General features: G+C 71.3%; 9 protein-coding genes. 6 read left to right on the top strand and 3 right to left on the bottom strand.

The window, feature by feature from the left end:
* Positions 1-87: 87 nt before the first annotated feature.
* The 6 genes from CFB52_RS31385 to CFB52_RS31360 all read left to right on the top strand — a co-directional run bounded on the left by CFB52_RS31385 (position 88) and on the right by CFB52_RS31360 (position 7,740).
* On the top strand, positions 88-1,374 hold the full coding sequence (locus CFB52_RS31385; protein WP_099318380.1) for a cytochrome c: 1,287 nt from the start codon (positions 88-90) through the stop codon (positions 1,372-1,374).
* On the top strand, positions 1,371-1,871 hold the full coding sequence (locus CFB52_RS31380; protein ID WP_060310513.1) for a (2Fe-2S)-binding protein: 501 nt from the start codon (positions 1,371-1,373) through the stop codon (positions 1,869-1,871). Before CFB52_RS31385 ends, CFB52_RS31380 begins: the two co-directional genes overlap by 4 nt.
* Positions 1,871-4,132 carry a molybdopterin cofactor-binding domain-containing protein gene (locus CFB52_RS31375; RefSeq protein ID WP_099318379.1) on the top strand — a complete coding sequence of 754 codons (2,262 nt, stop codon included), beginning with the start codon at positions 1,871-1,873 and terminating at the stop codon, positions 4,130-4,132. The genes CFB52_RS31380 and CFB52_RS31375 overlap by 1 nt, the downstream gene beginning before the upstream one ends.
* A 104-nt stretch (positions 4,133-4,236) precedes the next feature.
* Positions 4,237-5,154: a LysR family transcriptional regulator gene (locus tag CFB52_RS31370; protein ID WP_059640765.1), complete on the top strand. Its 918-nt coding sequence runs from the start codon at positions 4,237-4,239 to the stop codon at positions 5,152-5,154.
* A gap of 177 nt (positions 5,155-5,331) precedes the next feature.
* Entirely contained in the window at positions 5,332-6,549 is a 1,218-nt protein-coding gene (locus CFB52_RS31365; RefSeq protein ID WP_060310515.1) for an MFS transporter, read from the top strand.
* Between the two features lie 78 nt (positions 6,550-6,627).
* Positions 6,628-7,740, top strand: a complete 1,113-nt coding sequence (locus CFB52_RS31360) for an alkene reductase (RefSeq protein WP_059574828.1) — start codon at positions 6,628-6,630, stop codon at positions 7,738-7,740.
* Between the two features lie 82 nt (positions 7,741-7,822).
* On the opposite strand, the gene CFB52_RS31355 is transcribed toward CFB52_RS31360, so the two are convergent.
* The 3 genes from CFB52_RS31355 to CFB52_RS31345 form a co-directional block, all read right to left on the bottom strand.
* Positions 7,823-8,506: a hypothetical protein gene (locus tag CFB52_RS31355; protein ID WP_059574825.1), complete on the bottom strand. Its 684-nt coding sequence runs from the start codon at positions 8,504-8,506 to the stop codon at positions 7,823-7,825.
* A gap of 93 nt (positions 8,507-8,599) precedes the next feature.
* The gene (locus tag CFB52_RS31350) at positions 8,600-10,486 is read right to left on the bottom strand and encodes an amidohydrolase (RefSeq protein WP_180278292.1); all 1,887 of its coding nucleotides are present in this window, start codon (positions 10,484-10,486) and stop codon (positions 8,600-8,602) included.
* 132 nt (positions 10,487-10,618) lie between these two features.
* A complete protein-coding gene (locus CFB52_RS31345) occupies positions 10,619-13,513 on the bottom strand; it encodes a winged helix-turn-helix domain-containing protein (RefSeq protein ID WP_099318378.1) in 2,895 nt (964 codons plus the stop codon).
* Positions 13,514-13,653 lie beyond the last annotated feature (140 nt).

The following is a 13,653-nucleotide window of genomic DNA, read 5'->3' as shown; positions in this document are numbered from 1 at the left end:
AACGCGTTCGCGGCCCGGCCGGCCGACGCACGACGGCCCGGGCACGCCGCGCGCGACGTGCGGCGTACCGCTTCGCGCGGAGCGCGCATGAAGCACAAACGACTCTGGTTCGGCGCGGCCGGCATCGCGGTCGCCGGCCTGGCGATCGCGATCGGCATCATGGTGCGGCCGTCGATCGCGCCGATCGACCCGCCCGCCCCCGCTTCGTTCGATCCGCAACTGGTGCGCGCCGGCGCGCGCGTCGTCGCGCTCGGCGACTGCGTCGTGTGCCACACCGCGAAGGACGGCAAGCCGTTCGCGGGCGGGTTGCCGCTCGCGACGCCGTTCGGCACGATCTACGCGACCAACATCACGCCGGATGCCGAAACGGGGATCGGCCGCTGGTCGCGCGACGCGTTCGCCCGCGCGCTGCGCACCGGCATCGGACGCAACGGCCAGCCGCTCTACCCGGCGTTTCCGTACATCCATTTCACGCGGATGTCCGACGACGACATCGCCGCCGCGTATGCGTACCTGATGACCCGCGAGCCGGTGCGCGCGACGACGCCCGCCAACGACCTGATATTCCCGCTGAACTTCCGGCCGCTGGTGGCGTTCTGGAACGTGCTGTTCCTGCACGAAGGCGCATATCAACCCGACCCTGCGCAGTCCGCGCAATGGAACCGCGGCAGGATGCTCGTCGACGGGCTCGGCCACTGCGCATCGTGCCATTCGCCGCTGAACGCGATCGGCGGCGAGCAGCGCGGCCGCGCGTTCGACGGCGGCATCGTCGACGGCTGGGAAGCGCCGCCGCTCAATGCGCTCGGGGATGCCGCGCGGCCGTGGACGCAGGCGCAGCTCGTCACCTACCTGCGCACCGGCCGCGCGAGCGAGCACGGCGCGGCGGCCGGGCCGATGCTGCCTGTCACGCGCGACCTCGCGACGGTGCCGGTGGAGGACGTCGAGGCGATCGCCGCGTACATCCTGTCGATCCAGAAACCGGCGAACGCACGTGCGGCCGCGGCTGCGCATCCGGTCGAACGCGTCGCGACGACGCCGGCCGCGCAGCGCGGCGCGGTGCTGTTCCAGGCATCGTGCGCGCAGTGCCACGGGCCGGCCGCGCCGATGCAGTCGATCGGCGAACGGCCGACGCTCGCGTTCAGCACGGCGGTCAACGCAGACACGCCGCGCAACGCGATCCAGATGATGTTCAACGGCATCGGCTGGCACGGCGAGGATACGCTCAACTACATGCCGTCGTTCGTCGACCAGTACGACGACGCGCAGATCGCCGATCTCGCCGCGTACGTGCGAGAAACCTATACCGACCGCCCCGCGTGGTCGGGCGTCGACGCGATGGCCGCGAAGCTCAGAAAAGAGGACACCGCACGATGATCACCCTCACCGTCAACGGCGTGCGCCACACGCTGGACATCGACCCGTCCACGCCGCTGCTGTACGCGCTGCGCAACGACCTGCACCTGCACGGCGCGAAGTTCGGCTGCGGCCTCGGGCAGTGCGGCGCGTGCACCGTGATCGTCGACGGCAAGCCGACGTTCTCGTGCCTGATGCCGGTGGCCGCGGTCGGTTCGCGCAGCGTGCGTACCATCGAGAGCCTCGGCACCGCCGAGCGTCCGGGCCCGCTGCAACGCGCGTTCATCGAGCACCAGGCCGCGCAGTGCGGCTACTGCATCGCCGGGATGATCATGCGCGCGCAGGCGCTGCTCGAACGCAACCCGAAACCGACCGAACAGGAACTGCGCACGCACATGGAACCGAACCTGTGCCGCTGCGGCACGCACATGCGGATTCTCGCGGCGGTGCGCTCGGTCGCGGGGCTGCCGGCCCCCGAACCCGCTTCCGCTCCCGTCACGATCAGCAAGGGGCTGTAATGAATTCCCACGACGACATCGACGAAAGCCGCCGGCACTTCATCGTCTCCGGCGCGCTGTTCGTCGCGTTCAGTCTCGCGCCCGCGTCGCGCGCGGCCGCGCAGCTGGTGATCGCCGACGAAGGCGCGGCCGTGCACGTGGCGAAAGCCACGCAGGCGCTCGCCGGCAGCCTGAAGACCAATCCGCTGCTCGACGCGTGGATCAAGATCGCGCCCGACGGCAAGGTCACCGTGTTTACCGGCAAGGTCGAGCTCGGCACCGGCGTGCGCACGGCGCTGCTGCAGGTGGCCGCCGAGGAACTCGACATGAAGCCGTCGCTGATCACGTTCCTGACGGCCGACACCGGCGCGTCGCCCGACGAGGGCCTGACGGCCGGCAGCCACACGATGGCCGACAGCGGCTCCGCGCTGCTGAACGCGGCCGCGCAGGTGCGTGCGCTGCTGGTGGAAGGCGCGGCGAAGCGCTTCGGCGTCGAGCCGCGCGTGCTGACGACCGCCGACGCGGTGATCACGGCGCCCGACGGACGCACGATGACCTACGGCGACGCGATCCGCACGGTCGACCTGCATCGCAATGCGACGCCCACGTCGCCGCTGAAGAACCCGGCGACGTTCGCCGTGATCGGCACGTCGCTGCCGCGCGTCGACATCCCGAACAAGGTCACGGGCGGCGTCAGCTACGTGCAGGACATGCAGTTGCCCGGCATGCTGCACGCGCGCGTCGTGATGCCGCCGGTATATGAAGCGAAGCTGCTGTCGTTCGACGAAACCGCGATCCTGAAGCTGCCGGGCGTCGTGCGGATCGTGCGCAACGGCAGCATGCTCGCGGTCGTCGCGCAGGGCGAATGGCAGGCGGTGGTCGCGCAGCGCGCGCTCGCCGCCGGCTGCCGCTGGTCGCCGGGCCGCACGCTGCCCGAGCGCGGCACCGTGCACGCGGACCTGAAGCGGATCGCGACACAGCGCATCGAGATCGCGAACACGCATGCGGCCGCCGCGCCGGCCGTGAAGACGCTCAATGCGACGTTCCTGAAGAACTACCTGCTGCACGGGTCGATCGGGCCGTCGTGTTCGGTCGCGCATCTCGAGAACGGGATGATGACGGTGTGGACGCACTCGCAGGGCGTCTACCCGCTGCGCGACGCGCTCGCCGAGATGCTGTCGATGCCGAAGTCGAGCATCCGCTGCATTCACACCGAGGGGTCGGGCTGCTACGGGCACAATGCGGCGGACGACGCGGCCGCGCACGCCGCGCTGATCGCCGCCGCGATGCCGGGCAAGCCGATTCGCGTGCAATGGATGCGCGAACAGGAACACACGTGGGACCACTTCACGCCCGCGATGGTGACGGAGGTCAGCGCATCGCTGGACGCGAGCGGGCGCATCGTCGACTGGAACTATGCGTTGTGGAGCAGCTCGCACAACGAGCGGATCGTCAACGCCGGCCGGCTGCTGCCGGCGCGCATGCTGGAGCCGCCGTTCGTGCCCGCGCCGTCGACGCCGATGCTGCAACCGGAAGGCGGCGGCGACCGCAACGCGATTCCGCTGTATGCGCTGCCGAACCAGCACATCGTCAACAACTTCTCGCCGACGATGCCGCTGCAGACCTCCGCGATGCGCTCGCTCGGCGCGCACACCAACGTCTGGGCGATCGAAAGCTTCATGGACGAGCTCGCGCATGCGGCCGGCGTCGATCCGGTCGAATTCCGGCTGCGCCACATGGACGACCATCGCGCGCGGCAGGTGATCAAGCTCGCCGCGACGCACTTCGGCTGGCCGCGGCCGCCGCGTGCGCGCAACCGCGGCGTCGGCTTCGCGTTCGGCAAGTACAAGAACCTGATGGCCTACGTCGCGATCGCGGTCGAGGTGTCGGTCGTGCCGGAAACCGGCCAGGTGACGCTCGAGCGCGCGGAAGCGGCGGTCGACGCGGGCCAGGTCGTGTCGCCGGACGGGATCCGCAACCAGATCGAGGGCGGCATCGTGCAGGCCGCGAGCTGGACGCTGTACGAGGCGCTGAAGTACGACACCGAACGGATTCGCAGCTTCGACTGGAGCAGCTATCCGATCCTGCGTTTCTCGGCGGCGCCGCAAAGCGTGAAGGTTCATCTGATCAATCGTCCCGGCGCGCCGTTTCTCGGCGCGGCCGAGGCGTCGATGGGGCCGACCGCCGGCGCACTGGCCAACGCGATCTTCGACGCGACCGGCCAGCGCATGCGTGAAATGCCGTTTGCCGGCGACGCGCTGAGAAAGCGCATCGACGCATAGCGGCCCGGTCGCCCCCGCTACGCGATACCCGATATCCGATATCCGACCAGACGGCGCCGGCACGCACCGGCGCCGCATGCCGACAGGCTGGAGAACTTCCGACGATGGATACCTTGCTTTCGATGCGCGTGTTCACGCGCATCGTCGAAACCGGCAGCTTCACGCGCGCGTCCGACACGACCGGCCTCACCACGCCGCGCGTGTCGGCGCTGCTGAGCGGTCTCGAGCAGCACCTCGGCTGCCGGCTGCTGAACCGCACCACGCGCCGCATCTCGCTGACCGAGGACGGCCAGGCCTACTACGAACGGTCCGTCGCGGTGCTGCGCGAGATCGACGACATGGAGGCGTCGGTCTCGCAGGCGCGCAACGTGCCGCGCGGCCGGCTGAAGGTGAACCTGCCGCCGGCGATGGCGAAGCAGGTCGTGGTGCCCGCGCTGCCGGCGTTTCTCGACGCCCATCCGGACATCATGCTCGAACTCGGCGTGACCGACCGGCAGATCGACCTCGTCGGCGAAGGGGTCGACTGCGTGGTGCGCATCGGCGCGCTGGACGATTCGGGGATGATCGCGCGGCGGATCGGCAGCCTGACCACCTGCACGTGCGGCTCGCCCGCGTATTTCGCGCGGTTCGGCGAGCCGGAGACCGTCGACGATCTCGCGCGGCACGTCGCGGTCAGTCACATCTCCGCCGATACCGGGCGGCCACGCGCGTGGGACTACGTCGTGGACGGCGAGCCGCGCATCGTGCAGATGTGCGGCACGGTGGCCGTCAACGACGCGGACAACTACATCGAGTGCGGCGTCGCCGGCATCGGGCTGATCAAGACGTCGCTGTACCTCGTCGAGCCGTACCTGAAATCGGGCCGGCTGCGCGAGGTGCTGACCGATTTCAACGCGCCGGCCCGGCCGATCTCGGTGCTGTATCCGCCCAATCGCCACATTCCGGTCAAGCTGAAGGTGTTCGTCGACTGGCTCGCGGGGCTGTTCGAGCAGATTCCGACGCTGCAGGGCAAACGCGGCTGAACCCGCCCGGCGCGGCACCTTTGCGTGCCGCGCAACGCTCGATTGCGCGGCGTTCCGCTTCCGGCTTTATCGATTGATCAATAGTATTGACGGCAATGCGGTGCACCGTATCGCGGCCGGCCTCCATGCCGGCGCGGCGCTCCGGTAGCCGGCCTTTCCCTTTTCCAGGAGTCGACCATGTCAACGGATTCAACACCGCTCGCGCCGCCCGCGCACGGCGCCAAGCTCACGCAGGGGCTGATCCTGCTGTTCGCCTTCAGTTGCGGCGCGATCGTCGCGAACCTGTACTACGCGCAACCGATCACCGAGCTCATCGCGCCGAGCCTGCACATGTCCGGCGACACGGCGAGCCTGATCGTGTCGCTGACGCAGATCGGCTATGCGTTCGGCCTGTTCTTCATCGTGCCGCTCGGCGATCTGCTCGAAAACCGCAAGCTGATGATCGTGACGGCCGTCGTGTCGATCGCGAGCCTCGCGGCGGCGGCGCTCGTGCGCACGCCCGGGCTCTTTCTCGCGGTTTCGCTGCTGATCGGGTTCAGCTCGGTGGCCGTGCAGATTCTCGTGCCGCTCGCCGCGCACCTCGCGCCGGATCATTCGCGCGGCCGCATCGTCGGCACGATCATGAGCGGGCTGCTACTCGGCATCCTGCTGGCCCGCCCGCTGTCGAGCGTGGTGGCCGACGCGTTCGGCTGGCGCTTCGTGTTCGCGGCCGCGGCCGTGCTGATGACGCTCGTCACGGCCGTGCTCGCGCTGACGATTCCGTCGCGCCAGCCCGATCACCGCGCGACCTATTTCGAGCTGATCGGCTCGCTGCTGCACCTCGTTCGCACGATGCCGGTGCTGCGCCACCGCGCGTTCTACCAGGGCCTGATGTTCGCGTCGTTCAGCCTGTTCTGGACGGCCGTGCCGGTCGAACTGACGCGTCACTATGGGCTGTCGCAATCGGCGATCGGCCTGTTCGCGCTGGTCGGTGCGATCGGCGCGACGTCGGCGCCGGTAGCGGGGCGTCTGGCGGATGCCGGCCATACGGTGCGCGCGACGCTGATCGCGCTCGTGGCCGGCGCGCTGTCGTATGCGGTCGGGTTCGTGCACGGCACCGGCCTGTACGGGCTCGTCGTCACCGGCATCGTGCTCGACTTCGCGGTGCAGATGAACATGGTGCTCGGCCAGCGCGAGATCTACGCACTGCACGCGGCGAGCCGCAACCGGCTGAACGCGCTGTACATGACGAGCATCTTCGTCGGCGGCGCCGTCGGCTCCGCGCTCGCGAGCCCGCTGTACGAGCGTGGCGGCTGGCCGCTCGTCGCCGCGGCGGCCGGCGCGTTCCCGATCGTCGCGCTCGCCCACTACCTGCTCGTCGGGCGGCCGCACGCGCAACGTCACGCCGCGGGTTGAGCCGCCCTCGCCCATCGAATCGATCCGTTCGCGGGGCGCGCCGCCGCCCCGCTCCACGTCGAACCACAGGAGTCCATCATGTCTTCCCTGCTCAGTGCCTACGATCTGCGCGGCCTCGCGCTGCCGAACCGCGTCGTGATGGGGCCGATGACGCGCTCACGCGCGCCGTCGCGCGGCCTGCCCACCGAACTGATGGCCGAGTACTACGCGCAGCGCGCGTCGGCCGGCCTGATCGTGACCGAGGCCACCAACGTCAGCGCGGCTTCCGCGGCGTTCGAGCTGACGCCCGGCCTCGTCGACGATGCACAGGCCGCCGGCTGGAAAATCGTCACCGACGCCGTCCACGCGAACGGCGGGCGCATCTTCGCGCAGCTGTGGCACGGCGGCCGCGTCAGCTCGCTGACGCTGCTCGGCGGCGCCGCGCCGCTGTCGCCGTCCGGCGTGAACGACGACCTCGAACAGTTGCAGGTCTGGGCACAGTTGCAGAACGGCTACTACACGAAGATTCATGCGACGCCGTCGCGCGCGATGACGACCGATGAAGTCGTCGCGACCGTCGACGAATTCCGGCAGGCGGCCGCGCGCGCGATGGCCGCGGGCTTCGACGGTGTCGAGATCCATGCGGCCAACGGCTACCTGCCGCACCAGTTCCTGTCGTCGACGCTGAACCGCCGCGACGATCGCTACGGCGGCTCGGTCGCGAACCGCGCGCGCTTTCTCGAGGAAATCGTCGACGCGGTCGGCGGCGTGATGCCGTTGAACCGCGTCGGCGTGCGCATCTCGCCGTACGCGAAATACAACAACGTGCGCGACGCCGACCCCGACGCGACGCTCGCCTACGTCGGCCGGATGCTCGACGCGGCAGGCGTCGCCTATCTGCACGCGGCCGATACCAACGGCTGGAGCGGCGAGCCCGATCTGCCACGCATCGTCGAGCACGCGCGGCGGTCGTTCCGTGGCACGCTGATCGTCAACGGCGGCATTTCACCGGACGCGGCGAACGCGCTGATCGACGCGGGCGACGCCGATCTCGTCGCGTTTGCGCGTGCGTACATCGCGAACCCGGATCTCGTGGAGCGCATCGCGGCCCGCGCACCGCTCGCGGAGCCGAAGACCATCGGCTGGTACGGCGGCGACCGCGCCGGCTACGTCGACTATGCGCGGCACGACGCCGCGCAGTCGCACGCATGATCCGCGCATGCGGCGCGCAGGGCCCGGCATGCCGGGCGCGGTGCCGCGACGCGTCCGGCCGCCGCGTGCCGGAGCGGCGCCGTCACGTATCGTTCCACCGCGCGCCCAGCACGCGCCCGCAGAAATTCGGCCGATGAAAATCCGGATCCGCGCGTTCGAGCACGTCGGCACTCCACGTGCCGAACGTCGATTGCGGCCGATGTTCGACGCCGCGCGCGACCGTCGCGAGGAACGTTTCGCGAAAACCGCTGCCGCGCGGATACGCGGCGAGCAGCGCGTCACGCTCGTCGAGCGTGTATGCGTCGAAGTCGGTCGCCATCAGGTCGGTCGACACGGCGGCCGCCAGCGCGCGCGCAAGCGGCGACGCGCGGGCGGCCACGCCGGGCGTCGTATGCAGCGCGATCGCCTGCCACACGTCGTCGCGCACGCGTCGCGAGCGCCGATGGCGCAACAGCAGCGCGCATGCGGCATCGGCGCCGTCGAGCTCGTAGCGCTCGGTCGAGCGGCAATACGCATGGCTCAACCCCATGTTCGCGTACATCGCGGCGACGTACAGCGCGTCGGCGTCGCATGCGTTGCATGCGTCGCCTGCCCGCCGCGCGGCGAGCGACGCGAACACGAACACGCGCGCCGCGTGATCGACCAGCACGGCGGGCAACGACGCGCGGGCCGCGTCGGCCGCATCGAGCGCAACGGGCGTGCGCGGAATGCGAACGCCGGCCACTTCGTCGCCGATGGCCGGTGCGCGCGGGTGCGCAGCATTCATCCTGTCTCCTTCATGCCCCGCGCACGGGGCGGAAAATCGTTCAATGCCCGGGGGCGTCCGGCGCGCGGCGCGTCGCACACCGGCACGCGCCGCTCAAAACGCGACGCAGCAGCGGCCGAACGCTTCGCAGCGCTCGGCGGCCGCACTTGCCGTCGGATAGCGCGGCCGCGCGAAACGGCGGCCGTGACCGCGCGCCCGGCACGCATCGCTGCCGGGCGCCGCGCATGCGTCGCCCGCCGCCGATGCATGCGGACGGGCGAGCGCCGCGCCGCCGACGCCGCCTTCCGCGACCGGCGACCATGCGGGACTGACGGGCGGCGGCGGCGGCGCCAGCGGCGCGAATTCCTGCTCCGCGTGCACGACCTTGCCGTCGACGACCGTCAGCACCGACGACAACGCGGGGATGCGCCGTGCGTCGATCGTGAAGTAGTCGTCGCTCAGCACCGCGAAGTCGGCGTACCGGCCGGGCACCAGCGCGCCCTTGCGGTGCTCGTCGGCGGAGAACCATGCGCTGCCGACCGTATAGCGGCGCAGCGCCTCCATCCGGCCGAGCCGGTTGCGCGCCGGATACAGCGCGGTGCCGCCGACGGAGCGCCCCGACACCATCCAGTACAGCGCGACGAACGGGTTGTAGCTCGCCGCGCCCGTCGCCCCGGAGCCCGCGCCGACCGGCAGCCCGGCCGCGAGCATCGCGCGGATCGGCGGCGCGCGCGTGGCCGCCGCCGCGCCGTGGCGGGCGATGAAGGCTTCGCCCTGGAACGCCATGCGCGGCTGCACGGTGATGCCGCCGCCCAGCGCCGCGACACGCGCGATATTGGCATCCGAGATCGTCTCGCAGCGGTCGAAGCACCAGCGCAGCCCGTCGAACGGCGTGTCGCGATCGACCGCTTCGAACACGTCGAGGAAGCGGCCGATCGATTCGTCGTAGGTCGCATGCAGCCGGAACGGCCAGCGATGGCGCACGAGCAGCCGGACGACGGCCGCCAGGTCCGCGTCGACCGACGCGGCCATCTCGACGCGCGGTTCGAGAAAATTCCCGAGATCGATCGCCGAGCACAGCAGCCGCTCGCCCGCGCCGCTCACGCGCAGGAACGCGTCGCCGTCGCCGGGCGCCGTCCGCGCGATCCATGTCGCGAAATCGTCGAGTTCGCGGCCGGCGTGCCGCGCGCCCAGCGCATAGGCGATGCGCGTCGTCAGTTCGCCGCGCCGCGCGAGCGTCGCGACCGCCGCATAGTCGTCCGGATACGCGAGGCCGTCGCCGCCGGCGTCGATCGCGCTCGTCACGCCCACGCGGTTCAGCGCGCGCATGAACTGCCGCGTGGAGTTGACCCGGTCGGCCGCATCGAGCATGGGCGCGCGGGCGAGCGCCGCGAACAGCACGGCCGGATCCCGACGCGCGAGCAGCAGCCCGGTCGGCCGCCCGTGGCGATCGCGCCGCAGTTCGCCGCCGGGCGGATCGGGCGTGTCGCGGCCGTAGCCGAGCGCGCGCAGCGCGGCCGCATTCAGCCACGCGCTGTCGCCCAGATGCTGAATGAATACGGGCGTGTCGGGCGCGATCGCGTTGAGCTCGGCCACCGTCGGGCCGCGCTTTTCCGCGAACTGCAGCGCCGTCCAGCCGCCCGCCACGCGCGCCCATTGCGGCGCGGGCGTGCGTCGCACCTGCCGGCCCAGCAGTTCGAGCGCGTCGGCAAGCGACGGCACGCCGTCCCAGCGCACCTCGAGGTTGAAGTTCATGCCGCCGCGGATCGCCTGCAGGTGCGCATCGATCAGGCCCGGAATCACGGTACGGCCGTTCAGATCGATCCGGGTCGTGCCGTCGCGCGCATGGCGCAGCACGTCGCGATCATCGCCGGTCGCGACGATGGTCCCGTCCTTCACGGCGAGCGCGCGGACGAACGAGCGTCGTTCGTCCTGGGTCGCGATCTTGCCGTTGAAGACGACGAGGTCCGCCGAGCGCGCGGGTTCCGTCGCCCTAAGCACCGTCGGGCCTCCCGTGCGCGCCTGCGTGCGACATGCTGCTTGGCGCCGCTGCCTGGCAAGCGGCCGCACCGCGCGCGTCGGCACGCATGCCGCGATCGCGCGGGCGCGCTGCTGCACCGGATTCGCGCATCGCTATGCCGCCTGCTGCGCCGCGTCGGCGGCATCGCGTCGCGCGCGCGTCCGGCACGGCGCGAGCGGCGCCTCCTGACGGACGAAGTTCTGCACGCGCAGCAGGCGGCGCACGTCGTGGGCGCGCGAATCCGGATCGAAGTGCCGCGCGCCCGCGGCGACCAGCGTCGACGCCTGCGCGGTGTGCCCGCGCTCGATCAGGTGATCGGCGAGATCGAGCGAACTGCGCAGCGCCCACATCGCGGCGCCCTGCGCGTTCGCGGTCTGGATCGCCATCTGCAGATGACGATGGCCGTCGGCCTCGTACGCCACCGCGAGATCCGCGCCGACGGTGCGCGCCTGTTCGAGCATCGCGACGCCGTTCACCCGCAGCAATTCGGGGACGAACAGGTGCTCGCCGTGCGCGCGGCAGCGCGCGAGCGTCGCATCGAGCCGGGAGCGCGCTTCGTTCGCGCGACCGGTCCGCACGAGGCCCTCCGCGTACGCAACGGTCAACGGCGCGAGCAGACGCCGGAAACCGCTCGCCTCGACGCGCCGCAGCGCCGGTTCGAGGCGGGCGAGGCCGGCGCCGGGATGGCCGGCCTGGATGTCGAACTGCCCGGTCAGGCATTCCGCGTGACTGCGCCAGATGTCGAAGCCGTGCGCGTCGGCGGTCGCGCGCAGCGTCGCGAGATAGTCGGAGGTGATGTCGTGATCGCCGTAGCGCAGTGCGATCGGCGCGGCGGCCGCACCGAGCACGATGCACAGCGTGAGCGCCGACGGGCCGCGGCGCGCGCACTCGACCGCCTGCGCGGCGACGCGCATCGCATGCTCGGGCTCGCCTTGCATCCAGAGCAGACGGATCAGCATCGTGCGGCCCAGCGTCGCCATGTCGACGCCGAGCGCGGCCTGCGCGCACGCCGGTTCGTCCGCGTCGGCGAGTTCGGCCGTCGCCGCTTCCAGCCGCTCGCGCGCCTGCGCATGCTCGCCGAAGTAATGCAGCGACGTCGCGACCATCGTGTTCGCCAGCAACCGCTGCGACCGGTCCCCGCGCCGCTCGGCCGCGCGCTCGAAGCGCGTCGCGTAGCGCAGCGATTCGTGGATGTCCGACAGCGTCAGCATCGTATGCCACAGCCCGACCAGCGCGCGCGCGTCGAACGCATCGTCGCCGATATGCGCGGCGAGACCGAGCGTGCGGTTCCACATCGCGGCGGCGGCCGGCGCATCGCCATCGGTATGCAGCAGCGCCGACGCGCAGGCCGCCCGCAGCCGCATCTCGCGCGCGGCGTCGACCGGGCCAGCGGCGCCCGTGTCGAGTGCGTCGAGTACCTGGCGCGCGCGCGCCGTGCACGCGCGCATCCGCGCCGGCTCGAGCAGCGCACGCGCCAGCCGGTCGGGCTCGGGCACGACTGCGGCCACGGCGGCCTCCGCCGGTTCGTCCGCGGCCGGCGCGGGTGCATCCGCGGGCAGCGCGTCGGCGAGCGTCGCGGGACGCGCGGGCGCATGCTCGCGCTCGTACGCCGCGTGGCGCGCGACGATCCGCTCGAATTCGCCTTCGTTGTGCAGTTTTTCGAGCGCGTACGCGCGCGTCGATTCGGTCAGCCGGTAGCGCGCATACGCGCCATGGAACTCGACGGTCACCAGCGATTTCGCCACCAGCTCGCCGAGCACCGCGATCATGTCCGCGGCCGACGTGCCGGGCTCGGTCGCGACCGCGCGCGCGGCATCGAACGAAAACGGCCCGATGAAGCATCCCATCCGGCGAAACAGCGCGCGCGCGGCCGGATCGAGCAGCACGTAGCTCCAGTCGAACGTCGCCCGCAGCGTCTGATGACGCGGCAGCGCCGAGCGCAGCCCGCCCGTCAGCAGGTTCAGCCGGTCGTCGAGACGCGACGCGACGACCGCGAGCCCGAGCGTCGCCACGCGCGCCGCGGCCAGCTCGATCGCGAGCGGCAGCCCGTCGAGGCGCCGGCAGATGTCCGCGATCACCCGCACGCCGGCTTCGTCGACCGGGCAATCCGGCGCGGCCGTGCGCACGCGCTCCAGGAACAGTTCGACGGCCGAACAGCGGACCATTTCCGGGACGGACGCGCCGCCGTCCGGCACCGCGAGCGGGCTCATCCGCAGCACCGCTTCGGCCGAAATGTGCAGCGGCTCGCGGCTCGTCACGAGCACGCGCGGCGAGCCCGCGCGCGACGTCAGCGTTTCGACGAGGCTCGCCACCAGATCGACGATGTGCTCCGCGTTGTCGAGCACGAGCAGGCAGCGCGACGTCGCGAACGCGTCGCCGATGCGCTCGATGGCAGGCACGCCCTGCGTGTCGAGGCCGAGCTCGGCGGCCAGCGCGATCAGCATGTCGTCGCGCGTCGACGCGCGCGCCAGCTCGACGAACAGCACGCGCTCGCGCGAGCGGCTGCGCACGCCGTGCGCGACGCGCACGGCAAGACTCGTCTTGCCGATGCCGCCCGCGCCGACGAGCGTGACGACCGGCGTACGCTCGAGCATGTCGACGATCTGCGCGATTTCGGCGTCGCGCCCGACGAGCGGCGCGAGCAGCGACGACGCGGGGGCGTCGGGCGGCGCCGCGACGGCCGGCGCGTCGGCCGCGGGCACGAGGTCCGGGCCGGGCGACGGGCTCGCGACCAGCAGATAGCCGCGCCCGGGCACCGTCTTGATCAGATCGCGGCTCGCGCCGAGCGCCTTGCGCAGCGTCGCCACATGCACCTGCAGCCGGTTTTCCTCGACGATCAGGCCCGGCCAGACCGCATCCATGATGTCGTCTTTCGACACGACCGAACCGCTCGCGCGGTGCAGGACCTCGAGAATGTCGAGCGCGCGCGCGCCGATGCGCAGCGACGCGCCGTGACGGCGAATGTCCCGCTGCTCGAAATCCACCGACAAAGTTCCGATCTGGACCATGGCCGCCTCCGGGTACCTCGGGATGAGCGCCGGGTGAACGCGGCAGTTCGCCCGGCGGAGAGTCCAAGTCCGGCGTGCTGCCGCGCCGGACGATAAATGTCGAAATACGGGTCGAGTGTAGAGGGGCATGCCGTGAAAAT

It is taken from the genome of Burkholderia sp. AU18528 (assembly GCF_002223215.2).
Classification (GTDB): domain Bacteria; phylum Pseudomonadota; class Gammaproteobacteria; order Burkholderiales; family Burkholderiaceae; genus Burkholderia; species Burkholderia semiarida.
Note: the sequence above shows the minus strand (reverse complement) of the source record. Positions and strands in the feature narration are given on the sequence as shown.

Bases quoted from the DNA above. Each gene is read 5' to 3' on its own strand.
- CFB52_RS31385 (WP_099318380.1), top strand. From the start codon at position 88: ATGAAGCACAAACGACTCTGGTTCGGCGCGGCCGGCATCGCGGTCGCC.
- CFB52_RS31380 (WP_060310513.1), top strand. From the start codon at position 1,371: ATGATCACCCTCACCGTCAACGGCGTGCGCCACACGCTGGACATCGAC.
- CFB52_RS31375 (WP_099318379.1), top strand. From the start codon at position 1,871: ATGAATTCCCACGACGACATCGACGAAAGCCGCCGGCACTTCATCGTC.
- CFB52_RS31370 (WP_059640765.1), top strand. From the start codon at position 4,237: ATGGATACCTTGCTTTCGATGCGCGTGTTCACGCGCATCGTCGAAACC.
- CFB52_RS31365 (WP_060310515.1), top strand. From the start codon at position 5,332: ATGTCAACGGATTCAACACCGCTCGCGCCGCCCGCGCACGGCGCCAAG.
- CFB52_RS31360 (WP_059574828.1), top strand. From the start codon at position 6,628: ATGTCTTCCCTGCTCAGTGCCTACGATCTGCGCGGCCTCGCGCTGCCG.
- CFB52_RS31355 (WP_059574825.1), bottom strand. From the start codon at position 8,506: ATGAATGCTGCGCACCCGCGCGCACCGGCCATCGGCGACGAAGTGGCC.
- CFB52_RS31345 (WP_099318378.1), bottom strand. From the start codon at position 13,513: ATGGTCCAGATCGGAACTTTGTCGGTGGATTTCGAGCAGCGGGACATT.